Source organism: Novosphingobium kaempferiae (genome assembly GCF_021227995.1).
Taxonomy (GTDB): Bacteria; Pseudomonadota; Alphaproteobacteria; order Sphingomonadales; family Sphingomonadaceae; genus Novosphingobium; species Novosphingobium kaempferiae.
Map to the genome: position 1 here is coordinate 2,267,536 of NZ_CP089301.1, position 26,668 is coordinate 2,294,203.

General features: G+C 65.5%; 20 protein-coding genes. 9 read left to right on the forward strand and 11 right to left on the reverse strand.

Translation table 11 applies throughout. The annotated features are described in order from the left end of the window. Positions 1-13: 13 nt before the first annotated feature. Positions 14-856 carry an SDR family NAD(P)-dependent oxidoreductase gene (locus tag LO787_RS10300; protein WP_232495741.1) on the reverse strand — a complete coding sequence of 281 codons (843 nt, stop codon included), beginning with the start codon at positions 854-856 and terminating at the stop codon, positions 14-16. A gap of 373 nt (positions 857-1,229) precedes the next feature. Between LO787_RS10300 and LO787_RS10305 the strand changes: the two genes are divergently transcribed. The 3 genes from LO787_RS10305 (at position 1,230) to LO787_RS10315 (ending at position 3,604) form a co-directional block, all read left to right on the forward strand. Next, on the forward strand, positions 1,230-1,757 hold the full coding sequence (locus LO787_RS10305) for an RNA polymerase sigma factor (RefSeq protein ID WP_232495742.1): 528 nt from the start codon (positions 1,230-1,232) through the stop codon (positions 1,755-1,757). Then, complete coding sequence (locus LO787_RS10310; protein WP_232495743.1) at positions 1,754-2,809, forward strand: FecR family protein; 1,056 nt, start codon at positions 1,754-1,756, stop codon at positions 2,807-2,809. The genes LO787_RS10305 and LO787_RS10310 overlap by 4 nt, the downstream gene beginning before the upstream one ends. Before the next feature lie 114 nt (positions 2,810-2,923). After that, complete coding sequence (locus tag LO787_RS10315; RefSeq protein ID WP_232495744.1) at positions 2,924-3,604, forward strand: winged helix-turn-helix domain-containing protein; 681 nt, start codon at positions 2,924-2,926, stop codon at positions 3,602-3,604. A 72-nt stretch (positions 3,605-3,676) separates the two neighbouring features. Here the strand turns inward: LO787_RS10315 and LO787_RS10320 are convergent, their stop codons facing one another. Next, a complete protein-coding gene (locus tag LO787_RS10320) occupies positions 3,677-7,048 on the reverse strand; it encodes a TonB-dependent receptor (protein WP_232495745.1) in 3,372 nt (1,123 codons plus the stop codon). A 505-nt stretch (positions 7,049-7,553) separates the two neighbouring features. On the opposite strand from LO787_RS10320, the gene LO787_RS10325 reads away from it, so the two are divergent. Beyond that, positions 7,554-8,312, forward strand: a complete 759-nt coding sequence (locus LO787_RS10325) for a rhamnogalacturonan acetylesterase (protein ID WP_232495746.1) — start codon at positions 7,554-7,556, stop codon at positions 8,310-8,312. A gap of 3 nt (positions 8,313-8,315) precedes the next feature. Here LO787_RS10325 and LO787_RS10330 read toward each other — a convergent pair whose 3' ends face one another. The 9 genes from LO787_RS10330 to LO787_RS10370 all read right to left on the reverse strand — a co-directional run bounded on the left by LO787_RS10330 (position 8,316) and on the right by LO787_RS10370 (position 20,177). Further along, positions 8,316-9,119 carry an IclR family transcriptional regulator gene (locus LO787_RS10330; RefSeq protein ID WP_232495747.1) on the reverse strand — a complete coding sequence of 268 codons (804 nt, stop codon included), beginning with the start codon at positions 9,117-9,119 and terminating at the stop codon, positions 8,316-8,318. Between the two features lie 102 nt (positions 9,120-9,221). Beyond that, positions 9,222-11,927, reverse strand: coding sequence for a TonB-dependent receptor (locus LO787_RS10335; RefSeq protein WP_232495748.1), 2,706 nt, complete (start codon positions 11,925-11,927; stop codon positions 9,222-9,224). Positions 11,928-12,028: 101 nt separating this feature from the next. Then, positions 12,029-12,874, reverse strand: coding sequence for a fumarylacetoacetate hydrolase family protein (locus tag LO787_RS10340; protein WP_232495749.1), 846 nt, complete (start codon positions 12,872-12,874; stop codon positions 12,029-12,031). 13 nt (positions 12,875-12,887) lie between these two features. Continuing rightward, positions 12,888-13,898 carry a zinc-binding alcohol dehydrogenase family protein gene (locus tag LO787_RS10345; RefSeq protein WP_232495750.1) on the reverse strand — a complete coding sequence of 337 codons (1,011 nt, stop codon included), beginning with the start codon at positions 13,896-13,898 and terminating at the stop codon, positions 12,888-12,890. 236 nt (positions 13,899-14,134) lie between these two features. Further along, a complete protein-coding gene (locus tag LO787_RS10350) occupies positions 14,135-14,911 on the reverse strand; it encodes an L-fucose dehydrogenase (protein ID WP_232495751.1) in 777 nt (258 codons plus the stop codon). Next, positions 14,911-16,182 (reverse strand): L-fuconate dehydratase, encoded by a 1,272-nt coding sequence (locus tag LO787_RS10355; protein WP_232495752.1) that lies wholly within the window; start codon positions 16,180-16,182, stop codon positions 14,911-14,913. The genes LO787_RS10350 and LO787_RS10355 overlap by 1 nt, the downstream gene beginning before the upstream one ends. Continuing rightward, positions 16,179-16,922, reverse strand: a complete 744-nt coding sequence (locus LO787_RS10360; RefSeq protein ID WP_232495753.1) for an SDR family oxidoreductase — start codon at positions 16,920-16,922, stop codon at positions 16,179-16,181. The genes LO787_RS10355 and LO787_RS10360 overlap by 4 nt, the downstream gene beginning before the upstream one ends. Positions 16,923-16,932: 10 nt before the next feature. After that, a complete protein-coding gene (locus LO787_RS10365; RefSeq protein ID WP_232495754.1) occupies positions 16,933-19,317 on the reverse strand; it encodes a glycoside hydrolase family 95 protein in 2,385 nt (794 codons plus the stop codon). Next, positions 19,314-20,177 (reverse strand): amidohydrolase family protein, encoded by an 864-nt coding sequence (locus LO787_RS10370; protein ID WP_232496292.1) that lies wholly within the window; start codon positions 20,175-20,177, stop codon positions 19,314-19,316. Before LO787_RS10370 ends, LO787_RS10365 begins: the two co-directional genes overlap by 4 nt. 153 nt (positions 20,178-20,330) lie before the next feature. On the opposite strand from LO787_RS10370, the gene fucP reads away from it, so the two are divergent. The 5 genes from fucP to LO787_RS10395 all read left to right on the forward strand — a co-directional run bounded on the left by fucP (position 20,331) and on the right by LO787_RS10395 (position 26,660). Beyond that, the gene (gene fucP / locus LO787_RS10375; RefSeq protein WP_232495755.1) at positions 20,331-21,635 is read left to right on the forward strand and encodes an L-fucose:H+ symporter permease; all 1,305 of its coding nucleotides are present in this window, start codon (positions 20,331-20,333) and stop codon (positions 21,633-21,635) included. Between the two features lie 180 nt (positions 21,636-21,815). Next, positions 21,816-23,387: an aldehyde dehydrogenase (NADP(+)) gene (locus tag LO787_RS10380; RefSeq protein WP_232495756.1), complete on the forward strand. Its 1,572-nt coding sequence runs from the start codon at positions 21,816-21,818 to the stop codon at positions 23,385-23,387. A 23-nt stretch (positions 23,388-23,410) separates the two neighbouring features. Then, positions 23,411-25,192, forward strand: coding sequence for an IlvD/Edd family dehydratase (locus LO787_RS10385; RefSeq protein WP_232495757.1), 1,782 nt, complete (start codon positions 23,411-23,413; stop codon positions 25,190-25,192). 167 nt (positions 25,193-25,359) lie between these two features. Next, the gene (gloB, locus tag LO787_RS10390; protein ID WP_232495758.1) at positions 25,360-26,121 is read left to right on the forward strand and encodes a hydroxyacylglutathione hydrolase; all 762 of its coding nucleotides are present in this window, start codon (positions 25,360-25,362) and stop codon (positions 26,119-26,121) included. Beyond that, a complete protein-coding gene (locus LO787_RS10395) occupies positions 26,121-26,660 on the forward strand; it encodes a nucleoside 2-deoxyribosyltransferase domain-containing protein (RefSeq protein WP_232495759.1) in 540 nt (179 codons plus the stop codon). Before gloB ends, LO787_RS10395 begins: the two co-directional genes overlap by 1 nt. Positions 26,661-26,668 lie beyond the last annotated feature (8 nt).

The following is a 26,668-nucleotide window of genomic DNA, read 5'->3' on the forward strand; positions in this document are numbered from 1 at the left end:
AAGGCCGCGTTGCCTAGACCGGAATGTCCGGGCCGAAGTCGGGATAGCCGGGATACCAGCCGCCCTTGGCCCCGAGCGTACGCACGTCGAACTCGTCATCCCCCTCATAGCGCGGCGCATATTTCTTGAACGCCGCTTCGATCTCCGTCCACCGCGCGCTGATCCGCGCGAAGTTGAAGGCGTGGGAGACGATGTAGAACTCCTCCGCGAGAAGCTGCTCCATGACGAGCGCGGCATAGACGTCGGTATTCATGCCCTCCTGCGTCTCGCGTGCCAGTTCCGAGAGCACCAGCCCGGGACAGATGAGCGATACGTCGATGTGATCGGGCACTTCCTCCCGCAGGGCCACGGTCATCGCCAGCACCGAATGCTTGCTGGCGACATAGCCCGCGCCTTCGGGAATGGCGTTGAAGAACGAGTTCTCCGAGCCGACGTTGTAGATCGCGGCTGGGGTGCCCTGGTCGATGAAGCGCCGCCCGAAGACCGCAGTACCATTCCAAACGCCATAGAGATTGACCGCGAAGACGCTCTCTACGTCCTCCGCCTTCGCGTCGATCACGCTGGCGGGAATAGGGCCGACGCCGGCGTTATTGACGATGACGTCTACGGTGCCGAAGGTCTTCCACGCGAAGTCGGCCAGTGCCTCGACCTGTGGGCGCCTGGTCACGTCGCACTCGAAGATCTCGACCTTGGTTCCTCCGGACGCGAGCTCGGTCTGCGCCTGCTCCAGCCTCCCCTTGTCGATCCCGGCGATAAGCAGATGCGCGCCCTTCTGCGCGAACTGCTTCGCCAGCGCGAAGCCGATGCCTGTGGCACCGCCGGTAATCACCACGAACTTGTCCTTGAAGTCCCGCATGATCCTTTCCTTTCGATGATGGTCCCGGGAGGAGGCGAAAGCCTTGCGCCGGCGGTGCTGTTCGCGGGCGTTCACTTCTGGTTGACCAGCCCGTAACACCGGGCTTCGATCGACCGACGAAAGCTAGGCCGCCCCCCCTCGGGCCCGCCCGTAAATCCTTGCAAATCGGCTGCTGCCGGCTGCAAATTTCCGCTCCGGACCTGCCTTCACAGCCCCCCAATCCCGCAGAAACTATGGATTCACCTCATTTTACCCTCCGCCGGATGCAGATTCTGCGCCCGCGTGCGTAATCCCCTTCGGTAAGGCCATGGCAGCGGCTCCCTGGCTTCAGCAAACGCTGGAATTCGCTCGAAATGTGGATCACGCTGGCCGCATGGCCGATCCAGGCGCAGATTCGGGACAGGCGGATGCTCTCGAGCATCAGTTCCGTCGTGCCCGCGCTTCGCTGGTCGCCTGGTTTCGCCGCCGTGTCGGCGATCCGTGCGAGGCGGAAGACCTCGCGCAGGAATGCTTCGTCCGCATCGCCAACCGCGAGGATCGGGAAGCGGTCGCCCATTTCGAGGGCTACCTCTACCGAACGGCACGGAGCGTGCTTTTCGACCGCCGTCGCCGACGCAGCGTGCGCCATGTGGATGCTCACGTCAGCCTGCTTCCCGAACACGATGCCCCCGACGACAGCGACGCCCTGCGCACCCTGCTCGCCCGGGAAAAGCTCGAAAGGGCAACCACCGTGCTGAGCACCATGCCCGAGCGGACCCGCTCCATATTCATCCTCTGCCGCATGGAAGGTATGCGCTACGCCGAGATTGCGAAGCGCTTCGGCATCTCGGTGAGCGCCGTCCAGAAGCACATGCTCCGCGCCATCGACACGCTGACTCAGGCGCAGGAGGACGATGCATGAGCGCCGACCTTCCCACGCTCGAAGCCCTGGAAAAGCTCGGCCCGACCAAGGCGGCGGCGTTCTGGCTGGAGAGGCTGGACCGCGTCGAAGACGATGAAGACAGCCCCCTCTTTCACCGATGGCTGACCGCAAGCGAGGAAAACCGCGCGGCCTGGGATGACGCGCTCGATGTCTGGGACAGCTTCGATGAGGCCGATATGGACGGGGAACTGGAAGCGATGCGCCGGGAGGCGCTCTCGTTCCGCCCCCGCGGATTATCCGCACCGTGGTTCAGGTACGCCGCCGCATCCTTGGCCGTGATCGCCTCGACCGCATTGCTGTGGCACATGGGCACCTTCGACGGTCGCGAGCCGGTGCCCTACGTCGCGCGGGCCGAACGCGCGGACCTCTACAGTTTCGGGCTGCCGGACTACACCACGGCTGTCGGACAGCGCAGGACCATCGGCCTCAGCGACGGCAGCCGGGTGACGCTGGATACGGATACCGCCATCGACATCGCCTATCTGCCGGACAAGCGGCTGATACGCCTTGTGCGAGGACAGGCGTTCTTCGCTGTCAGGCACGACGCCACCCGCCCCTTCCGGGTCGCAGCGGGAGAACGGATCGTTTCCGTGCTCGGCACCAGCTTCAATGTGCGCGTGTCGCCGGAGGAGACGAGAGTCGTTCTCGTCGAGGGTGCGGTTGCGGTCAGCAAAGGCAGCGACCCCGCCCAGCCCGATGCCGTGTTCGAGCATCTGTCTCCGGGGCAGGAACTGATCGCGCACCTCGGAGATGATGACCACATTCACAATGCCGATCTTGGTTCCGGCCTCGGCTGGCGGGAGGGTTTCCTCCAGTTCGACGGCGATCCGCTTGGCAAGGTCGTGGCCGAATTGAACCGCTACACTCCGCAAAAGCTGCTGGTAAGGGATCCATGGGTGGCCGACCTGCGGATCAGCGGTGCATTTCCGACCGGAGACACGGACCGCTTCATCCAGACGCTGGGCGCCATCTATCCGGTCCGCGTGATCCCGGCGGCAGGCGGTGAACTGGAGATCATACGCAAGCGCTGATGCCCCGCTGCACCGCATGATTAAGTCCAGCACCTAATTAATTTTCCGAAACACATGTAGATTTCCGGAGCGGCCGCGTCTTCCCCTTTGTGCAACGCGCATGGGGAAGAACGCATGGGCAGCTTGAACGATATGAAGGTTGTGCAGGCTCAGCCGGCAGGCGCCGCCCTGGAACTCTCGACCGGCCTGACTTTCCGTAACATCCGAAGCCCGGCTCAATCCGCGGTTCCAGATCAGAGGACTGCCGCAAACGATGCCGCTATCGATGCCGGCCTGCCAGCGAACACCCTGACGGGTAATGCCCGATCGAACAGCGGATCCATCCGTCTCGGCGCGCTCGAAGTCCATCCACGCGCGCGTACCGTCGCCATCGATGGCGGTCGGGTAGATCTGGGCGGCCGGGCATTCGATCTCCTGATGGTGCTGATCGAAGCCGCCGGTCAGATCGTCTCGAAGGAGGAACTGCTGCGCCGTGTTTGGCCCACCGTGACCATCATCGAAAGCAATCTCAAAGTGCAACTCAGCCTGCTGCGGCGCGCATTGGGGCCGGAACGCTGGCGCATAAAGACGGTCTCCGGGCGCGGTTACCTGCTCATCACGGATGACGCCGAAGTCGCCGCCCCTGCTACGGGCCAGGTCCGCGCCGCGCCATCTCATCCCTTCGTCATCGTTGTTGACGTGGATCCGAATACCCAGAACGTCCTGGTAAGCGCCATCTCCGAAGTAGCCCGGCAGTTCGACGCTCTACTGTCTTCTCCCGATCTTTCGACGCCGCATCTCGTGTCGCTCGGCTGATCATTTTCGTCTCCCGCAGAAGGGCGTGCCGCCGCGAGGGGTGCGGCGGCACGCAGGGAGGAGACTGCTAACTCAGAACTGCGCGCGCAGGCCGACGCGGTAGACTGGGCCGGAGCTGCTGTAGTTCGTGACGACCGGGGAATCCTGGTAAGCGTAGTTGTTCGCGGTCTGGTTGGTCAGGTTCAGGCCTTCCAGTGTTACCGTCGCGAAGTCGGTCAGTTTGTAGCTGATCGATGCGTCGATGTTGGTCGTGCCCTTGCTGAACGCGAAGTCGTTGATGAGCGGGCTGTTGCAGATCGTTCCCGCCACCGACGGATCGGCCGGCGAGTTGGTCAGGCCCGGCGCGCAGTCACCCGCCGAGAGCGGATAGGTGGTGCTGTACCCCTTGCGCTTCGCCATCGATACGCGGGCACGGAACCGCTCGGTCTCGTAAAAAAGCGTGGCGTTGAGGGCATCCGGCGAAACGCCGAGGAAGGGCGCCTTGCCCAGCGTCTGCGGCTTGGTCGCGGTTCCGGGGTCGAGGATGTAGGTCAGCTTGCTGTCGATGTGGGTGTAGTTGATGATCCCGCCGAAATGGCTGAGGAAGCCGGGCAGGAAGTCGAAGTTCTGCTGGAAGCTGATCTCGAAGCCACGGATGTAGCCGCCCGGCGCATCGCGGAACTGGCGCGCCGTGACTTCGTAGTCGTTGTCGATATAGGCGAGCTGATTGGCGTTGGTGAACTGCTGGCGCAGCTCCGCCAGCGCCTGCGCGTCAAGGAACTGCGACAACGGGCCTGAGAACAGGATCGTCTGCGGGAACGACTTGATCTTCTTATTGAACAGCGCCACCGACAGCAGGCCGCCCTTGGCGAAGTACCATTCGGCGCTGAAGTCGAGGTTGGTCGAATAGAACGGCTTCAGCCTCGGGTTGCCGACCGTCAGCGTGCCGCCGGTGGTGTCGCCGGTGTTCGGGATCGAGATGCTGCTGACGGTGGGGGACAGGTTGCCCAGCAGCGGGCGCGCCATCACCTTGGCCGCCGCAAGTCGGATCACCACGTCGTCGATCGGCTCGTAGATCAGGTTAACCGAAGGCAGCCAGTCGGTGTACTTGTTGGTGCCCGAGATGCTGCGGCCTGCCGTCGTGCGTCCGGTCGAGATCAGGTCCGTCACCGCCACGCGCGTGCCGACATTGCCCCGGAACGGGCGGTCGAACAGCGTCACATCCCAGTCGCCCTGGAGGTAGAACGCGTATTCCTTCTCGTTCACCCCGAACGTCGCGGTGTTGTTGCGCGTGTTCCAGATGCGCCAGTCGCCCCACTTGTTGATGCAGTTGCAGGTGAAGTCGAACAGGTCGTTGAACTTCTCGATGTCGGGCACATAGAACTGGTTCGCGGTGCCCTCCGGCACGTCGAGGCCCTGCCCGAAGTTCACGACCTTGCCGACTGCGGCGGCGTTGGTCCCAGCCTCCAGCAGCGTCGGGTTGAGGGTATCTACCGGGCGCTCGTACTGCGTGGTGTAGAAGCCGAACTTGCGCCAGGTGCCGCCGAACGAGATCGCGAACTGCGGATCGAGATCCCAGCGGAAGTCTGCCTTCGCCGACTTCTGGGAGTTTTCGACGGTGCGCTTGTAGTTGCGGATCGCGGAGAAGCCTTTGACCGTAGTCCAGTTGTTGGGGTCGGACAAGTCGAAGCCCGCATCGAACACCGGCATTGAGCCACCGTCGCGTTCGTCATACGTGAACGTCTCGGGCGCATTCATGCGGTTGAATTCGACCAGCAGGCCCTGTGAATCGTTCGTCGACTTCGACTGGCCGTATGTGAAGTTGGCGCGCAGCGTGTCGGTGAACTCGTGGTCGATGTTGGCGGACCACTGGTAGAACTCGGTGGTGTAGTCCTGCCGGTCAGCGGCGGAGCGCCAGTCCACATTGCGCAACTTGAGGTAGTTGGCGGTGCCGTTCTCGACATTGGCGTCCAGCACGTCGACGCCGGGACGACCGATCAGTTCGCCGCGATAGGCGAGGCGGTTGTTCGACGGGATGTACCCGACCGAGTTCGGGTTGTTGTAGTAGTCATACGGGTCGAGATTGTACGGATTGACGCTGAAGATGTTGGTGCCGAGTTGCGACGCCACGGTGTTGCCATTGGCGTCAAGCGCGGTGCCGAATGCAGGCGTCGTGCCGTAAGTGCTCTCGCCGCAATCCTGCCCATAGGTGATGTCGGACGAGGCGCGCGACGTGCAGAGGCCCGGATAGAGGTTGCGCGCTGCGGTGGGCGTCAGGTTGTTGCCCGCCGTGTTGTAGGCCGCATTGGTGTTGTTACGGTTGAGGCCGACGGTGCCGACCTGATACTTGGTGCTGCTGTTCTTGAACCGCGAGTACAGCCCGTCCACGTTGAGCCGCGTGCGGTTCGAGATCTGCCACTGATAGGCGGCAGTGATGCCGAGACGCTGGTTCTTCACGTCCTGCTGCTGGATCGAGGGAAGCGCGGGGATACGCACCGTGGAATCGTCGAAGCGGCCTGGCGTGTTGTAGGGTGCGCCGGGATAGAGCTTGGCGTAAGCGACCGGATCGGACCCGGTCAGCACGTCGATCGCCGAGGGATTGGTGACGCCGCTGCCGAGGTTCGTCCCCACCGGCGCGGAGAAGCCGCCGCGCTGCGGGTTCTCGTTCCCCGCGAAGTCGGAACCGCGGTAGAGGTAGTCCGAAGAACCGGCGGAGCGCTGGTAGGAATCCAGTTCATTGCGCGTCTTGTTGTAGGCGAACGAGACGAGGAAGCCCATGTCGCCGTCCATGAACTTCTTGGAGACGAGGCCCGCGATGCGCGGGCTCCAGGCCTTCGAGTTCTTCTGGTAACTGCCCTCGGTTGAGATCGCGAAGCGGTCTTCCTTGAAGTCGAACGGACGCGCGGTCTGGAGGTCGATGTTGGCGCCGAGCGCGCCTTCGTCCGTCGCCGCCGAGGCGGTCTTCTGGACCTTGAGCGAGTTGAACAGCTCCGACGCGAAGGTGTTGTAGTCGAACGAGCGGCTGCGGTTCGGGCTGGTGCCGGAATCGTTTGAGCCCGAGGTGGAAAGCGCCATCAGTCCGTTGAGGCGGGTGATGTTGAAGTCACCGCCAAGACCGCGCACGGTGATCGTGCGCCCCTCGCCATTGTCACGGTCGATCGAGACGCCGGTCATGCGCTGAAGCGATTCCGCAAGGTTGGCGTCAGGGAAGTCGGCAATGTCTTCGGCATTGATGGCATCGACGATGACGGTGGCGTTGCGCTTGGTGTTGATCGCGTTCTCGAGGCTGGCCCTGAAACCGGTGACGATGATCTCCTGAGCGCTGGGCTCACCGGCGGGCGGCACGGCCTCTCCGGCATCCTGCGCCAGCGCTGGCACCGCGAAAGCCGCCGTGGCGACCGCGATCAATGAAGCTGCGCCGTTCAGCGCAAGGCGCATGTTCGGTGCGGTAAAGGTCTTCGACATCGTTGTTCTCTCCCTGTTGGCCAACGCCACCCCGCGACGCGCAGCCGTCCTCGATGCGCCACGTATCCGCGCGCAATTGGTCCCCGGCGAAGCCTTAGCCTCGACGAATGAATTTATGATACCGGTGTCAATTCGACGTATAAGTTCGGAAAACGCGCTTATCACTCGCACAAAAGCGCGCCCCGAAAATCCGACGATTGACAGAGTTTATTGAATTTCCGGAGATCCCCATCGCAGATGTCTTCCGGAGTACTTCGCCCACGCGTCAGCCGGGCCGATTGCCTTTGTTCATACCCTACCCCTCCTCAAGCCAGTATTTGTCTGGACTATGTCTGACGTACCCCAATCGACAAAACTGGACAAGCGAAAAGTTAGCGCTATCTTGCGACCGCGAAAAAGGCTGCCAGTCATTCAGGTAGGACGGCCGGTTCGGGAGGGAAAGTCCATGAAATCCGCTATATTCGCTACTGCAGCAATGCTGCTTGCCGTTCCCGCTCATGCCCAGATGGCGCCTCCCCCGGGATCACCGGCGGTGGTGCCGATCAAGCCGTCGAAGATCATTCTCGTCGGCGATTCGACGACTGCGGTGGTGGGAGGCTGGGGACCGAGCTTTTGCGCCTATCACGTCACTTCATTTGCGGCCTGCCTGAACCTTGCCCGGGGCGGGCGCAGTTCCGGGAACTATCGCTGGGAAGGCTCCTGGGACGTGGCACTGTCGGAAATGCGGGCCAAGGGCTACCAGAAGACCTGGGTGCTGATCCAGTTCGGTCATAACGACCAGCCGGGCAAGCCCGGCCGCTCCACCGATCTCAAGACCGGCTATCCCGAGAACCTGCGCAGCTACGTTCGGGAGGCCCGTGCAGCCGGGGCGATTCCGGTGCTCGTCACGCCGCTGACCCGTCGAATCTTCAAGGACGGCAAGCTGGACAATGACCTTGCGCCCTGGGCCGAGGCGACGCGCGCCGTGGCGGCGGAAATGAAGGTGCCGCTGCTCGACCTCAACCGTGACAGCGTGCGACTGGTCGAGGCGCTGGGCAGCGATTACGCCAATCGCTTCGCCCAAGTGCCCAAGGGCACTGCGGCCGCCGTTCCTGCCCCGGCCACGCCGGCCGGCACCGAAGTTCAGGTACAGCCGATGGCGATCCCCAAGCTCTCGTTCGACTACACGCACCTCGGCACCGAAGGCGCTAACGTATTCGCCTCGATCGTCACCGACGAACTGTCCCAGGCGGTTCCCGAGATGCGCCCGCTGCTGATCCCGTAAGGGCTATCCGGCGACCGACCAGCCGAGGCCGTGCGAGATGTCCTGCGCCGCACGGCCAAGCATTTCGCGGGTTTCCTCAAGGCTGGTCCGTTGCGAACCGTCGATGGTGACGAGGAACGGGATCGTCAGCGCCGCGCATACATGGCCATCGAAGCCGAACACCGGGAAGCTGATGTCGGTGACGCCAGCCGTGCGCGCGCTGGGCTGCATCTCGTAGCCCTGCAACCGCACCGCATCGAGCCGCCGCTCCAGCCGTGCCCGCGCCTCGTCGCCCACTGCGAGAGCAGAAAGCACCCGCGCACGCCGGTCATCCGCCGCGAAGGCGAGCAGGACATGGCCCGAACAACTCGTCACCAGATCGACTACGGTGCCGAGGCGGATGCTGAAGCCCACCGCGCCCATGTTCTCCTGCCGGTGGATCACTGTGGCGCGCCCACCTGTCTCCACGACGAGGTGACAGGACTGGTTGGTCGCGCTCGATAGCTCATACATGATCGGCGCCGCGACATTGCTCAGGGTCTGCGCAGGCGTGGCGCGGAACGCCACGTCGAGCACACGGTAAGTCACACTGTAGCGGTCATTGACGGGATCCTTCGCCAGCCAGCCAAGGCGTTCCATCACGATGATGATGCGGAACACCTCGCTGATCGAGCGCGAGAGCTTCTGCGCGATCTCGCTGATCGTCAGCCCGCGCGGTTCGGCGGCGAACAGCTCCAGTATCTGGATGCCCTTCTCCAGCGCGGGCGCGGAGTAGGATCGCTTGCCGCCCGAGGTGCCCTCGTCACCGTCTTCTTCTGTGCTGGCCATTCCAACCCGGATAATCGAGCGCCGATGCCTGCGCAACATGGTGCAGCGTAAAAGGATCGGCCGCAGCGGGGATATGCTGCGGCCGACAGGGGGAGTAGCCGGTCAGAACTTGACGCGCGCGCCTGCGGTGAAGCGGCGGCCGAAGTCGTATTCGCTGAGCAGCACGCCCTGCAGCGTCTCGCGCTTGAGGGTCGCACCCGTCACGTTGCTGGCGTTGAAGGTCAGCGACAGGAACTGCGTCACGTCGTAGTTGGCCGAGATGTCGAGCTGGCCGTAAGGCTTCTGGCGATCGCCGTCGCCGAAAGTGCCCGAGACGTTGTTGATCGCCGCGCTGCGATACGAATAGTTCGCACGGATGCCGAAGCCCGCCTTCTCGTAGTATGCGCCAAGGTTGTACGAACGCTTCGAGACGCCGGGGATCGGCACCTTCGGTCCACCCGCCACGGTCTCGACATTGCTGACGTCGAGCAATGTCAGGTTGGAGGTCACGCCGAAGCCGTCGAACGGGGAGGGCAGCATGTCGAGCGGCACCTGCGCGTTGAGTTCCAGCCCCTTGATCTTGCCGCCCGCTCCATTGTCCGGGCGGAAGGTGCGGAAGTCCATGGTCACGGTGCCCGTCAGCGTCGACCTGATGGTCCGTGTCTCTACGGAGGTGGTGTCGACGATGAAGTTCTTCACGTCCTTGTAGAACACGGCCGCCGAAAGGAGCCCGGTCCGACCGAAGTAGTATTCCAGCGAGAGATCCGCCTGATCCGCAAGGTAGGGCTTGAGGAACGGATTCTGCGTGGTGATCGTGCGCACGTTGGCGTTGATGGCGACCGACGGTGACAGGCGGTTGAGGTCCGGCCGCGTCATCGCCCGGGCAAGGCCCATACGCACGATCAGGTTCTCGGTCGCATTGAAGCGCATGTTGAAGCTGGGCAGCCAGTTCGAATAGCGGTTCTTGAAGGAGATCGGCCCGCTGTCGGGCACGATCAGCGTTATGCTGTCGTTCTGGAGTTCGGCATTGGCGATGTCCGCGCCGAAGCCGTCCGAACCCACCCGCGTCCGCACGTAGCGCAGGCCGATGTTGCCTGCGAGGCGGTCGTCCGCCGTCGCGAAATCGACGCGCGCATATCCAGCCAGCACCTTCTCGCTCACCGTGAACTGGTTGGTCCTGTCGATCGTCAGCGTGCCCCTGGCCAGCACGTCCTCGAGGCTGACGTTCTCGAACAGCTTCGAGTAATCGGGCACGAGGAAGACGCCGAGCCCCTCACCGATGAAGCGGGAGTAGTCGACCACCTTCAGCAGATTGGCCGCCGAAATCGCGCCGCCCTCGACCCCGGCCAGATACGGCGTGCCGTAGATCTCGGACAGCACCTGCGGGCTCACGAAATACCGTGGGCGAGCGCCGAACGCGATCTCGTCCTCGCCGTAGTAGCCGCCGCCCTTGACCGAGCGGATGAAGCTATCGTCGAAATCGTACTTGAGGTCGAGGCGACCGCTCTTGTTGGTCTCAGTCGTCTTCTGCCCGCGAATGGCGGAGAAGCTGCGGAAATAGAACGTGCTCGGATCCAGCGGGTCGTATCCGCGCGTGTAGTTGATGTCCGGAACCGCACCGAGATCATCGCCGATGTCGTAGGACGCGGAAGCGCGGGAGATCGGCGCGAAGGAGTTGCGGTCCGATACGTTGCGCACCGAACGGCCCCAGTTGACCTCGCCCGAGACAGTCAGCTTGTCGAACGTCGCATCGCCGCCCAGCGCGAAGTTGAGCGTGCGATCCTTCGTCACCCAGTCGAGGTTGTTGGATTGGTGATCCACGCCATCCGCATCGAGGAACGTGAGAAGGTTGTTCTGGCCGACGGTGCTGCCGCGCACCGCACCGGTCGGGCCGCCGATGTTGGTCCAGCGCAACTGGTGCTCGAAGCGGTTGAACCCGTCGGTGAACCAGGTGGCGAGACCGTCAGCGTAAAGGTTCACGTTGTCCGCAGGCTTCCACTGGAGCCCACCGACAACCGCCTTGCGCTCGAAGTCGCCCTCGTCCGACACGAACGTGGTCGCATGGTCGAACCCGTAGGCAGTCGCGGACTTCACGCCGTCCTGATTGTAATCCTGCCCGCCCGACGCATTCTCGCGGCGCTGCTCGATGCCGTAGCCGGTGAAGCCCGCCTGGATGACCTTGCGCTTCTCGTAGTTCACGCCAAGGTTCACGCCGAAGCTGCCGTCGCCGAACACGCGGTTGATGAAGGCCGAAACGTGCGGCGTCACCTTCTTCGGGTTGGTCTCGTAAAGGCCCTCCGCGACGACCGTGACGATGTTCTTGCCCACATCGGCCGGGCGGTTGATCTTGACGTTTACCGTCGCCGAAAGTCCGCCGTCGATCATGTCGGCGGTCGGCGTCTTGCTGACCTCGACCGTGCTGACGAAGTCGGTCGGCATCGAGGTGAACGAGAACCCGCGCGTACCGCTGGGCGAGGTCAGGACACGGCCGTTATAGAGCGTGCGCGTGAAGTTCTCCGAAAGGCCGCGCACACTGACACCGCTGCCCTCACCCTTGTTGCGGGTGATCTGCACGCCGGTCACGCGCTGCAGAGATTCCGCGAGGTTGCGGTCCGGAAACTTGCCGATGTCCTCGGCCGAGATCGCCTCGACCAGATTGGGCGCGGCGCGCTTGATGTTGGCCGCGTCCTCAAGGCTGCGGCGGATGCCGGTAACGATGATCTCTTGTTCGGTAGCGCTATCATTCGCAGGCGCGGAAATGCGCTCCGGTTGCGCGGCATCCTGTGCGAAAGCGGGAAGCCCCGTTCCCGCGACAAGGAGTGCGGTCAACGATACGGTCCGGTGCAGATACCTCATGTGCTCTTCCTCTCCAGTTGCCGCCCCCGGTCTTCGCGGTGGCCGGCCTTCTCCAATCACATCACGTTGAATTCTTACTTCGGCGCCACCACGCGCTGACGCTGTTCGCCGAGCCCTTCGATACCGAGGCGGACTTCGTTGCCCGGCCGGAGGTAGCGTGGCGGCTTGAGGCCGAGGCCGACCCCGGCGGGTGTGCCGGTCGAAATCACGTCGCCCGGATGCAGGCTCATGAACTGCGACACGTGCGCGATGATCTGCGGCACCGTGAAGATCATGTCGGCGGTGGTGCCGTCCTGATGGCGCTCGCCGTCCACTTCCAGCCAGATGCGGGCGCTGCCGATATCGGGGACCTCGTCCGCGGTCACCAGCCAGGGGCCGGTGGGCCCGAAGGTGTCGCAGCCCTTGCCTTTGTCCCAGGTGCCGCCGCGATCGAACTGGAAGCTGCGCTCGCTGACGTCGTGGACGACGCAGTACCCCGCCACATGATCGAGCGCGTCCGCCTCATCGATGTAGGCGCCTGCCTTGCCGATCACGACGCCGAGTTCGACTTCCCAGTCGAGCCGGTCCGAACCGCGCGGCTGTACGATGTCGTCGTTCGGGCCGACGATGGCGCTGGTCCACTTGTTGAAGACGACGGGCTCGGCCGGCGGCTCCATGCCACTCTCGCGCGCATGATCGATGTAGTTGAGGCCGATGCACACGAACTTGCCGATCCGACCCACGCAGGCACCAAGACGGACGCCCTCCTCGACAACCGGCAGTTCCGACAGATCGAGCTCGCGCAGTCTGGCGAGACCTTCGCTCGTCAGTACGTCCCCGGCGATGTCGTCAACGATACCGGACAGGTCACGCACGCGGCCCTCGGGATCGAGGATACCGGGGCGTTCGTGGCCCGCTTCGCCGAACCTGAGCAACTTCACGTGATATTCTCCTTCACAGAACCACCAGCGCCTTGATGACGCCCGCGCCCGGCTCCATCAGCCGCCCGATTGTTTCGGGCACATCGGCGAAAGGCAGCGTGTGGCTGACGACCGCATCGAGCGGGAACTCGCCCGCACGGAGCACCTCGATGACTTGCGCGAAGTCCTCATGCGTGGCGTTGCGGCTGCCGAGCAGGGTCATTTCGCGCTTGTGGAATTCGGGGTCGCTGAACGCGATGTCGGCGGTGACGATCGAAACCAGCACATAGCGCCCGCCGTGAGCCACGTAGGCGAACCCGGCCTCGATGGCCTTGGCATTGCCGGTGGCGTCGAACACGCAGTCGTAGAACTCGCCGTCGGTCAGGACCGACAGTTCACCCGCGGTATCTGCCCCCAGCGCCACCCCATGCCGCGCACCGAGGCGGTCCACGCAGAGCGCTACACGGGCCGCGTTGCCATCCAGCACGGTGACTTCGGCTCCAGCGCGCGCTGCAAAGAAGGCGACCGCCATGCCGATCGGCCCGGCGCCGACGACGAGGACACGTTCGTCCGCCTGCAGATCGGCACGGCCGACTGCATGGCGACCGATCGAGAGAAATTCGACCATGGCGATCTCGTCGAGCGAGAGGCCATCGGCGGCGATCAGGTAGCGCTCGTCCACCGCGAGGTATTCGGTCAGCCCGCCGTCCTTGTGGACGCCGAGCACGCTGATGCGGGTGCAGCAGTTGGACCTGCCCTTCCGGCAGGCCACGCATGTGCCGCAGGAATGGTAGGGCATGATGCAGACGCGATCGCCGGCCTTCCAGACGCCGTCGCTACCCGCGGTGACGATTTCCCCCGCCAGTTCATGCCCCGGCACGCGCGGGTAGGAGAGATAGGGCTGCGTGCCGCGAACGATGTGATAATCGGTGCCGCAGATGCCCACGCGGCGGATACGCACCAACGCCTCACCCGGCGCGGGGACCGGCATCGCGCAGGCATCGAGCACAAGCCTGCCCGGCTCGACGCAACTGATCCTCGCCATTTCCGGCACGCCTTCACCCCTCGCACATCGCACCGAATCGAAGGCGTTCGCCCGTCCGGCTGTCTTCGTCGATATATCGACCTATATGCCATATGTGCAATTTATTTTTGCATATGGAATTTCGTTCGATAGCGATGGTCCAAGAATTCGAAGATATCCAGCAAAAAGCCTGCCTCGGATTTCCGAGACAGGCTTCTTATTTTCGCATGTGAAACCATCCAACCGTTATGCTGACGTCAGGCGAGCATCCGATCGAGATGCGTATAGCCGCCATCGGGGAACACCCATTGCCCGGTGGTGTGGCTCGACCGCACCGAGAGCAGGAACAACACGGTATCGGCGATCTCGCGATCCGTGGTCATCCGGCGGCCAAGCGGAATCCGCCGCGTGATTTCCTCCAGCCTTGCCTGCGGATCATCGAAACTCTCGATCCATCGGGCATACAGCGGCGTCATCACTTCCGCCGGGAGCACCGCGTTGACGCGCACGCCGTCATTGAGCAGCGCTGCAGCCCACTCGCGCGTCAGTCCCAGTTGCGCTGCCTTCGAGGCCACATAACCGCTGGTGTTGCCCTGACCTGTCACCGCAGTCTTGGACGAGATGTTGACGATAGCGCCGCTGCTGGCGCGCAAATGCGGCAGGCAGTGGTGCGCCATGCCGTAGTAGTGCGCAAGATTGGACTGGACCGAGGCCATGAAGGCCTCCGTCCCCGCCTCCAGATCGACGCCATCGTTGGTGCCCGCATTGTTGACGAGGCCATGGATGCCGCCAGCGTCTGCCACGATCGACGCCACCGCGGCTCCGCAGGCGGTGTCATCGGTGACATCCACCTTCACGAAGATCGTCGCTGGCTGGAGGGTCCGGATTTCAGCCTCGAAATCGGCTTTCAAGGGACTGCGCCCAAGGATTGCCGGAATGGCCCCCTCTCGCGCCAACCCGAGCGAAATGGCGCCGCCGATCCCCGCACCGCCGCCGGTCACGACGACGACCTTGCCTTGAAGTTCCAGGTCCATCAGTCCACCCGATAGTCAGCTATGGATTGCGGCTTCATCTCGATCGAGAAGCCGGGGCGCGTCGGCGGCATGTAGGCCGCGTCACGGATCACGCAGGGGTCGATGAAGTGCTCGTGCAGATGATCGACGTATTCGATCACGCGGTCCTCCATCGTGCCCGAGAAGCACAGGTAGTCGATCATCGACAAGTGCTGCACGTACTCGCACAGGCCTACGCCGCCCGCGTGCGGACAGACCGGGAGGCCGTGCTTGGCGGCCATCAGCAGCACCGCGAGAATCTCATTCACGCCGCCGATGCGGCAACTGTCGATCTGTACCACGTCGATGGCGCCGCGCATGATGAACTGCTTGAAGAGGACACGGTTCTGGCACATCTCGCCGGTCGCCACGCGGATCGGGTGGACTGCCTCGCGGATGGTGCGATGCGCCTCGACGTCGTCGGGGCTGGTCGGCTCCTCGATGAACCACGGCTCGGCGAAGGCCAGTGCCTTGACCCATTCGATCGCCTGCCCGGTCTCCCAGATCTGGTTGGCGTCGATCATCAGCTTGCAGTCCGGCCCGACCGCTTCGCGCGCAATACGCAGGCGGCGGATATCGTCCTCCAGATCGCGCCCTACCTTGAGCTTGACGTGGCGGAACCCCGCCTCGACCGCCTCGGTGGCAAGGCGACGCAGCTTTTCGTCGGAATAGCCGAGCCACCCCGCAGACGTCGTGTAGCAGGGGTAGCCCGCAGCTTTCAGCCGCTCGACGCGCCCGGCCTTGCCGTCCGCACGGGCAGTCAGCAGGTCCAGCGCCTCCTCCGGCGTGATGCAGTCGGTAATGTAGCGGAAATCGATGCAGCGCACGATCTCCTCGGGGCTCATCTCGCCGACGAGTTGCCACACCGGCTTGCCCTCGACCTTGGCCCACCAGTCCCACACCGCGTTGACGACAGCCCCGGTCGCGAGGTGCATCGCACCCTTGTCCGGGCCGATCCAGCGCAACTGGCTGTCGCCGGTGACGTGCCGCCAGAAACGGCCCGGATTCTCGCGCACCCAATCGAGCTCGAGACCTACTACGAGCGGCCTCAACGCCTCGATCGCGGCGACGCAGATCTCGTTCCCGCGCCCGATGGTGAAAGTGAGGCCATGCCCCTCCAGCCCGTCATCCGTATCGAGGATGACGTAGGCCGCCGAGTAATCGGGGTCGGGGTTCATCGCATCCGAGCCGTCCAGCGCCTGGCTGGTGGGGAAGCGGATATCTGCCGTTCGCAGTGCCGTTATGCGTGTCATTCGACCGTCCATCCCCCGTCGATCACGGCTGTGGTCCCCGTCATGAAGGCGCTTTCGTCCGATGCAAGATAGAGCGCGAGCGCCGCGATCTCGTCCGGTTGGCCGAGCCGACCGACCGGCTGGCGGCCCGAGAACGCAGCCCGCGTGGCCTCGAAGCTCTCACCGGTCACGTCCGCCTGCGCCTGCATGCGCGCACGCAGCGAAGGGCTCTCCACGGTGCCGGGGCAGATAGCGTTGCAACGCACACCATCCTGCACGAAGTCCGCGGCGACCGACTTGGTCAGGCCGATCACCGCCGCCTTGCTCGCACCATAGGCGAAACGGTTGCGCACGCCGATGATCGACGACGCGACCGAGGATACGTTCACGATGGAGCCTCCGCGCCGCTCCACCATCGCCGGAAGGTAGGCCTTGATAAGCCGGAACATGGCGGTCGCGTTGAGGTCCAGCGAGGCGGACCACTGTTCCTCGGTGCAATCCAGCAGCGTGCCGGGGAACACGATGCCGGCACAGTTCACCAGCACATCGCACTCGCCCGTTGCGGCGGCCAGCGCTGTGACAGCGGTCGGGTCGGTAAGCTCGGCAACGTGGGACACAACACCTTCGAGCGTGGCGAGGCCTTCCGCATCGCGATCGACCGCATGCACGCTCGCGCCCTCAGCAACGAAGCGCTCGGCGATGGCACGGCCGATTCCGGCGGCGGCGGCTGTCACCACCGCCCTTTTTCCGGCAAGTCTCATGGATACTCCTTTATGCCGTGCGCAGATCGGGACCGGTCAGTACGACCGCCTTGCCCGGCTGGAACGTGATGGTGCGGCGGATGTCGCCGCAGCGGATTTCGTGCGTGCCGCCGATGGCCGAGACCACCCGCGCCTGCGCCAGCGCGCCGCCCTTCCACGACAGATCGACCATGCAGGCTCCTCGCGCACGCAGGCCACGGATCGAGCCATCGGGCCAGGCCGAGGGCAAGGCGGGCAGCAGATGAATCTTCGTACCGATGCTCTGCATGAGCATCTCGGTCACGCCCGAAGTGCCGCCGAAGTTGCCGTCGATCTGGAACGGCGGATGCGCGTCGAACATGTTTGGATACGTCCGCTCCGGCCCCAGCAGGAAGCGCAGGATCCTGTGCGCATGGTCGCCGTCACGCAGTCGCGCCCAGAGGTTGATGCGCCATGCGGTCGCCCAGCCGGTCGCCTTGTCGCCGCGGATTTCGAGCGACTTCTTCACCGCTGCCGCGAGTTCGGGCGTGTCGTCCGGGTTGATCTGCGCATCGGGGAACAGGCCGAAGAGATGCGAGACGTGGCGGTGGTGGATGTCCTTGGCATCCGCGTCCCAGTCGTCCTTCCACTCCATGAGCTGACCCTGCGCGCCGATGCGGTTGGGGATCAGCTTGCCCTTCATCGCCTCGATCTCGGTGACGAAGGCGGCGTCGGTCTTGAGCACCCCCGCAGCCGCGGCGGTCGCGGTGAAGAGCGCGCGCAGGATCTGCATGTCCATCGTCGGCCCCGCGCACAGCGAGGTATCGCCATGCCCATGGTTGTTCTCGGGCGAGAGCGAGGGGTTCGTCACCATCCAGCCGGTCTTGGGATCCTTGACCAGCGTATCGAGGAAGAACTCGCAGGCGCCCTTGAGGATCGGGTAGACGCTGGCGAGATACTTCGCATCGCGGCCATAATCGTAGCGGTCCCACAAGTGCAGGCTCAGCCACGCGCCGCCCATCGGCCAGAGCCCGAACTGCGCGCCGTCGATCGGCGCCGTCGCGCGCCACAGGTCGGTGTTGTGATGGCAGACCCAGCCGCGCGCGCCGTACATCGACTTAGCTGTGCGGGCGCCGGTCTTGGCGATGTCGCGGATCATGGCGATCAGCGGCTCGACCATTTCCGGCATCGCGGTCGGCTCGGCGGGCCAGTAGTTCATTTCGGTATTGATATTGACCGTGTATTTCGAGCCCCACGGCGGGCTTACGCTGTCGTTCCAGATACCCTGAAGGTTGGCTGGCTGCGTACCGGGCCGCGACGACGTGATGAGCAGGTAGCGCCCGTAGCGGAAATAGAGCGAGGCCAGCGCCGGGTCAGTGGCGCTTTCCGAGCCGCGGATGCGTTCGTCAGTCGGCTTGTCCGCCTCGGCGGTACGGCCGAGATCGATGGAGACCCGGCGGTAGATCGCGCGGTGATCGGTCGCGGTTTTCTCCGCAATAGTGCGGAAGGGCTTGCGCGAAGCCGCCGCGATCTGGCCCTTCGTGATCGCCTCGGGATCGCCGCTGACGTCCTCGTAATTGCGGTAGCTGGTGGCCATGGCGATGAGGATCGTCACCTCATCCGCGCCACTGACCGATACCTGAGCGGCACCTAGCGCTACCTTACCGCCACCGACGATGACCTTGACGCGCCCCTGGAACTTCAGAGCGCCCGCAATGCCGAACCCTTCGTTGTTGGTACCGGCCAGCAGCAGTTCGTCGCCCGGGAGCGCCTTCACCGTCCAAGCCTTCTGCGGCGAGGTCATCCCGAGATCGACCGCGACCGCGCCGCGCTTGCCCGCCTTGAGATGGACGGCGATCACCTGATCCGCCGGGGACGCCACGACAGTGCGTTCATAGTCCACCCCGCCCGCGCGGAAGCGCGTGGTGTGGCGCGCCGCGTCGATGTCGAGTTCGCGGCGATAGCTGCCTGCTTCGGGCTCGCCGAGACCGGGGAACGTCAGCTTGAGATCGCCCAGCCCCTGATACGGCATCTGCCGCAGCGGCCTCGCCATGACCTTTTCCTTGGCGAGCGCCTGCGCCTCGTCGTAGCGGCCCTCGAAGATCAGCTTGCGCACTTCCGGCAGTGCGGCCTTCGCCTGCGGATTGACCGGATCGTAGGGGCCGCCGCCCCAAAGCGTATCCTCGTTGAGCTGGAGCCGTTCCTCGGCCACGCCGCCGAAGACCATCGCGCCGATGCGGCCGTTGCCGACCGGCAGCGCCTCGGTCCATTCCTTCGCGGGCTGGCGATACCACAGCATGTCGTCGCCGGGAGCGCCCTGCACGCCCTGCGCGGTCGCCGCCTCGACACCGGGCGCGCCGAGCAGCGAGAGCGCCGCGATGGTGGACCCGCCCGCGACAAGCTCGCGGCGGGAAACGGCGAAGTCTTCAAGGCTCACTGGATTTTCTCTCCCTCTACCGGCGCGGCAATCCGCGCGTAAGCGCGCCTTGCGTTGCCTCCCATGATGGCCTCGCGCTCGGCCGGAGCGAGCGGGGCAAGCAGTGTCTCGGCCAGTGCATGGACGCGCGCGTAAGGCGCCGCGAGCAGGCACACCGGCCAGTCCGAACCGTAGATCAGGCGCTCCGGCCCGAAGCAGTCGAGGAGGTGCGCCATGTAGCGCATGACCTCGTCCTCTCGCCACGCCGCCGGGTCCGCCTCGGTAACAAGGCCGGAGAGCTTGCAATCGATCGGATAGTCGCGGGCTATCGCGGCGATGCGACCGGCCCAGGGCTCCCACTCCGCCTCGGCAATGGCGGGCTTGGCACCGTGATCGATGACGATGGAGCCCGGCCCGATGGCATCCAGAAAAGCAGGCACATGCTCAAGCTGCGGCGCGCGGATGAGCAGGTCGTAGGCCAGCCCTGCCGCAAGCACCGCACGCACGCCGCGCTGGAACGCCGCATCGAGCAGAAATTCCGGATTGGGCTCGTCCTGCACCACATGCCGGAACCCGACCAGCCGCGCCTCGCCCGCCCATGCCGCAATGCGCGCCTCGACATCCGGCGCCCGCAGATCGGTCCAGCCGACGACACCCGCGATCGAGGCATCGCGCCTGGCAAGGTCGAGCAGCCAGCGCGTCTCCTCCTCGGACTGGCGAGCCTGAACCGCAACGCTGCGCGCAATCCCGGCGTCGTCCAACTCTCCGCGCAGATCATCCGGGAGGTAGTTCCGCGCCAGAACCGAGCCCGGCTCGATCCATTCATACTGCGGCGGGTCGTAGCGCCAGAAATGCTGGTGCGCGTCGATTCGGCCTTCCATCACCCTGCGCTCCCGCATCACTGTCGTATTTGACAGCACTTTCTATATGTGAAAGTTAGCGTCATATCTGAAACGGCGCAAGACGAAATCTCGGCGCGGTTGTCTTGAGCAGCGCACCACGACAGGATGCGCACGGGACGGGAGAGGAAGCGAATGGGTATCAGCATGCCGCCTGCCGCGGCGACAGAGCTTGCGACCGGGACGGATGACACCGGTAACACCGTCGGGCGATTCGTCACACCGGGCTTTCGCGCCGGGTTCGTCCTCGTCACCGCCATGTTCTTCACCTGGGCGCTGGCGAACAACCTCAACGACATCCTGATCCGGCAATTCCAGAAGGCGCTGGCGCTGTCCCGCGCGGAGGCCGGGTTCATCCAGTTCGTGTTCTACCTCGCCTATTTCCTCTGGGCGATTCCGGCGGGACTGCTGCTGCGCCGCTTCGGTTATCGCGCCGGGCTGCTGCTGGGCCTGGCACTCTACGCGGCGGGGGCAGTGCTGTTCTATCCGGCGGCGGAAATCCACCGCTACTGGGCGTTCCTGTTCGCCCTGTTCGTGCTGGCATCGGGCGCAGCGTTTCTGGAGACTGCCGCCAACCCCTTCATCGCCCGTTTCGGCGACCCGTCGCGCGCCTCGCAGCGCCTGACGCTGGCGCAGGCGTTCAACGGGCTCGGCGCGGTTGTGGCGCCCACCATCGGCGGTCTGTTCATCTTCTCCGGCATCGAACACAGCGCGCAGGACATCGCGGTGATGTCCGAGGCGCAGCTCCAGACCTACCGCGCGTCCGAAGCGGCCATGGTGCAGGAGCCCTATCTTGCGCTGGCGCTGTTCGTCGTCGTTCTCGCCATCGCCATCGCCAGGGTGCGCCTGCCGACCATCCCGCGCGGACAGGACGACAGCACCGGCTCGCTGGGCGCGATCCTGCGCAACCGCCAGCTTGCGGGCGCGGTGATCGCGCAGTTCTTCTATGTCGGCGCGCAAGTCTGCGTGTGGAGCTACTTCGTCGATTTCGTGAAGCACCTCATGCCCGAAACGCCCGAGAAGACCGCCGCCTACCTGCTCTCGGGCAGCCTGCTGCTGTTCATGACCGGGCGTTTCGTCGGCGCGGCGCTGATGCACCGCATCCGTCCGACGCGCCTGCTGGGCCTGTTCGGGATCGCCAACGTCGTCCTCGTCGCCCTATCCATGGTGCTGCCGGGAAGCGCGGCCGTGGCGACGCTGGCGCTGACCAGCTTCTTCATGTCGATCATGTTCCCGACCATCTTCGCGCTCGGCATCCGCGATCTTGGCGAGGGCACCGCGCTCGGCTCCTCGCTCATCATCATGGCCATCATCGGCGGCGCGCTGTTCCCGCCCGCGATGGGGCTGCTGAGCGAGGTTCTGGACCTCCAGTTCGCACTGATCCTGCCGCTGATCTGCTTCGCCGTGGTCGCCATCTTCGCCCGGTTTGCCCGAGATTGAGCGACGGGCCCTTGACGTGCGACGTATGATAATTGATAGCGCTATCAACGATAACGGGAGCGGATTCTTGGGCGATCATTGCGATCTCGGCGAAATCCGATCCTGCGCGCGCATTGTACGCCGCGCTGCCTTTTGCGCTTTGACGGCGATCACCATTTCCACGACCAGAAGGACACCGACATGATTACCGGCGCCATCCTCATCGGCCGCGAAGAAGCGCAGACGCAGGCGGGTTACGCAGCGATCAACCCCGCCACCGGAGAGGCGCTGGAGCCGCGCTTCACCACCGCCGGGCTCGACGAAGTGGAGCGTGCCTGCGCGCTGGCCGACGCCGCCTCCATCCCCTTCGCCGAAGCCGAGCCGGAAACCCGCGCTGTCTTCCTCGAAACCATCGCCGAGGAAATCATGGGTATCGGCGACGCCCTGATCGAGCGCGGCATGGCCGAAACCGGCCTGCCCCGTGGCCGCCTCGAGAACGAGCGCGGCCGCACCACCGGCCAGCTTCGCCTGTTCGCGCAGGTTCTGCGCGAGGGTAGCTGGGCCGGCCTGACGCTCGACAGCGCCCTGCCCGACCGCGCGCCCGCTCCGCGCCCGGACCTGCGCGTGCGCAAGGTCGCGCTCGGCCCGGTCGTGGTGTTCGGCGCGAGCAACTTCCCGCTCGCCTTCTCGGTCGCGGGCGGAGACACCGCCTCGGCCTTCGCGGCGGGCTGCCCGGTGATCGTCAAGGGCCATTCCGCCCACCCCGGCACCGGCGAACTGGTCGCGCGCGCCATCCAGCGCGCGGTAGCGCTGTGCCACCTGCCCGAAGGCGTGTTCTCCTACCTCCCCGCCACGCGTGAGGCAGGCACGGCGCTCGTCGCCGACCATCGCGTCAAGGCGGTCGGCTTCACCGGATCGCGCCCGGGCGGCATGGCGCTGATGCGCACCGCCGCCAGCCGCGCGGAGCCGATCCCGGTCTATGCCGAGATGAGCTCGATCAACCCCGTCGTCCTGTTCCCCGCCGCCCTCGCGGCGCGCGCGGAGGCGCTGGGCGCAGCCTTCGTCGGTTCGCTCACGATGGGCGCGGGCCAGTTCTGCACCAATCCGGGCCTCGTCATCGCCATCGACGGGCCTGATCTCGACACCTTCCTCGCCTCCGCCGCCGCCGCGATGGGCGGCAGCGCGGCGCAGGACATGCTGACGCCGGGCATCCATTCGGCCTATGTCGAGGGCGTCGACGCGCTGGCGGGCCACGCCGCCGTCACCACGCTGGCGCGCGGCGTCGAGCCCACCGGTCCGCACCAGGCGCAGGGCGCGCTGTTCAAGACGAGCGCGGCGGATTTCCTTGCCGATCCGGCGCTCGGGGCCGAGGTTTTCGGCTCCTCCTCGCTCGTCATCACCGTCACCGACATGGCCGAGGCGACCCACGTCATCGCCGCGCTGGAAGGCCAGCTGACCGCCACCCTGATCCTCGACGCCGAGGACGAAGCGGAGGCAGCGAAGCTGCTGCCGGTGCTGGAGCGCAAGGTCGGCCGCATCCTCGTCAACGGCTGGCCGACCGGCGTCGAAGTGTGCCATGCGATGGTCCACGGCGGGCCGTTCCCCTCGACTTCGGATGGGCGTACAACCTCGGTCGGCGCCATGGCGATCGAGCGTTTCCTGCGCCCGGTCTGCTACCAGAACATGCCGTCGGCCCTGCTTCCCGAGGGCCTGCGCGACGCAAATCCGTGGAATGCGCCGCGCCGCATCGACGGTGTCCTGACGACGTACTGAACGACACCTAGAAGGTACTGAAGATGACCGACGCCCCGTCGACACGCCGCTTCCGCTCGCAGGACTGGTTCTCGGACCCGGCCAGGTCGGACATGGTGGCGCTCTACCTCGAGCGCTTCATGAACTACGGCGTGACCCCGGCGGAATTGCGATCGGGGCGTCCGATCATCGGCATCGCCCAGTCGGGCAGCGACCTCTCCCCCTGCAACCGCATCCACCTCGACCTCGCCAAGCGGGTGCGGGACGGGATCCGCGATGCGGGGGGGATCGCGATGGAGTTTCCGGTCCATCCGATCTTCGAGAACTGCCGCCGCCCGACTGCCGCGCTCGACCGCAACCTTGCCTACATGGGGCTGGTCGAGATCCTCTACGGCTACCCCATCGACGCGGTCGTGCTGACCACCGGTTGCGACAAGACCACGCCCTCGCAGGTCATGGCCGCTTCCACCGTCGATATTCCCGCCATCGTCCTGTCCGGCGGGCCGATGCTCGACGGCTGGCACGAGGGCGACCTCGTCGGATCGGGCACGGTGATCTGGCGCAGCCGCCGCAAGCTGGCGGCGGGCGAGATCGACGAGGAGGAGTTCCTCCAGCGCGCCTGCGACAGCGCGCCGTCCGCCGGGCACTGCAACACCATGGGCACCGCCTCCACCATGAACGCGGTGGCCGAGGCGCTCGGCCTCTCGCTCCCCGGCTGCGCGGCCATCCCGGCGCCTTACCGCGAGCGCGGACAGTACGCCTATGAAACCGGCCGCCGCATCGTCGAGATGGCCTACGAAGACCTGCGCCCCTCGAAGATCCTCACGCGCGACAGCTTCCTCAACGCCATCCGCGTCGTCAGCGCCATCGGCGGGTCGAGCAACGCGCAGCCGCACGTCATGGCGATGGCGCGCCACGCGGGTGTCGAGCTTCACGCGTCGGACTGGACCGAGCACGGCTACGATCTGCCGCTGATCGTCGACATGCAGCCCGCCGGGCGCTTCCTTGGCGAACGCTTCCACCGCGCCGGCGGCGTGCCTGCGGTCATGTGGGAGCTGCAACAGGCGGGCGTGCTGGCGCAGGACTGCCTGACCGTCACCGGCGAGACGCTGGCCGACAACCTCGAAGGCCGCGAGGCGCGCGACCGCGAGGTCATCCGCCCCTTCGCCGAACCGCTGCGCGAGAAGGCGGGCTTCCTCGTCCTCTCGGGCAACCTGTTCGACTTCGGCATCATGAAGACCTCGGTCATCAGCGCCGAGTTCCAGAACCGCTATCTCTCGCGCCCCGGCTCCGAGGGCGTGTTCGAGGGTCGCGCGATCGTGTTCGAGGGCGGCGAGGACTACCACCACCGCATCAACGACCCTTCGCTGAACATCGACGCCGACTGCATCCTCGTCATGCGCGGGGCCGGGCCGATGGGCTGGCCGGGCTCGGCCGAAGTCGTCAACATGCAGCCGCCCGACGCGCTGATCCGCAGCGGCGTGCAGTGGCTGCCGACGCTCGGCGACGGGCGCCAGTCGGGCACGTCGGACAGCCCCTCGATCCTCAACTGCTCACCCGAAAGCGCGGCGGGCGGCGGGCTGTCGTGGCTGCGCACCGGCGACACGATCCGCATCGACATCAACGCGGGCGCCTGCAACGCGCTGGTCGACGAGGCCGAAATCGCCCGCCGCAAGACCGAGACGCCGCCCCCGGTGCCGCAGAGCCATACCCCATGGGAGGAACTCTTCCGCGAGAAGACCGGCCAGATGGCCGAGGGCGCGGTGATGGAGATGGCGGTGAAGTATCGCCGCATCGCCGAGAAGACGCCGCGACATAACCACTGAGGGGGAAACGCCAACTTTCGTCATTGCGAGCGTAGCGAAGCAATCCACGGCAGGCCCGCGCCGCCGGATCGCTTCGCTATGCTCGCAATGACGAGGTATGTCGCTGCACCCCGCCCTTCCCCCCGTGCGCGTGAAGGCCTACATCACCTCCCGCAAGGAGAGGCCACATGCTTGAAATCCACCAGTTCCCCTGCCTGTCCGACAACTACGGCTACCTGCTCCACGACCCGGAGAGCCAGGAAACCGTCTGCATCGACACCCCCGACGCGGACGAGTACCTGCGGCAGGCGGGCCGCAAGGGCTGGCAGATCACGCAGATCTGGAACACCCACTGGCACCGCGACCACGCGGGCGGCAACGCGGCTATCAAGGCCGTCACGAACTGCCGCGTCACCGCTCCGAAGGGCGACGCCGACAAGATCGAGGGCATCGACCGCACCGTCGGACAGGGCGACATCGTCACCATCGGCCACCGGCAGGCCTTCGTGATCGACGTCGGCGGCCACACCAACGGCCACATCGCCTACCACCTGCCCGGATCATGCACCGCCTTCGTCGGCGACGCGCTGTTCGCGCTCGGCTGCGGCCGCATGTTCGAGGGCGAACCGGCGCAGTTCTGGGCCTCGCTCAAGCGGCTGAAGGCGCTGCCCGGTGAGACCATGATCTACTGCGCGCACGAATACACCGCGGCCAACGCCCGCTTCGCGCTCCACGCCGACCCCGACAATGCCGACCTCCAGGCCTATGCCGAGGACGTGACGCGCCGCCGCGACAAGGGCCTGCCCACGGTGCCGACCAAGCTGGAACGCGAACTGCGCGCCAACCCGTTCCTGCGCGCCGACGATCCCGACATGCAGCGCCGCTGGGGCCACCCCGGCGACGCCGTGGCGACCTTCGCCGCGCTCAGGAGCGCGAAGGACTCGTTCTGATGGGATCGCGCATCGCGCTGGCTGCGGCCGCGCTGCTGGGACTGGCCACGCCCGCCATGGCCGCGCAGGTGGTGGTGTCTCCCGATGCCCTGCCCGCCGCGCATGACCGTGCCCGCGTGTTCCTCGGCGGCAGCATCGAGATGGGCGTGGCGCGGGACTGGCAGGCGGATCTCATCGCCGCTCTGGCCGACGAGCCCGCGATCCTGCTCAATCCCCGCCGCCCGGACTGGAGCCCGGCATGGAAGCCGGTGGCCGAGGAGCCGGAATTCCGGCGGCAGGTCGAATGGGAACTGGCCGCGCTCGACAGCGCCGACGTGATCGTGATGTACCTCGCCCCCGGCACCCAGAGCCCGATCAGCCTGCTCGAACTCGGTTTGCACGGGCGCAGCGGCAAGGTCGTCCTGCTCTGTCCCGACGGGTTCTGGCGCAAGGGCAACGTCGACATCACCGCCGACCGCTACGGCGTGAAGCGCGTGGCGGACTTCGACGAACTCGTCGCGGAAGTCCGCGCGCGCCTCAGGCGCTGGAAACCCGGCTGACCCTCAGG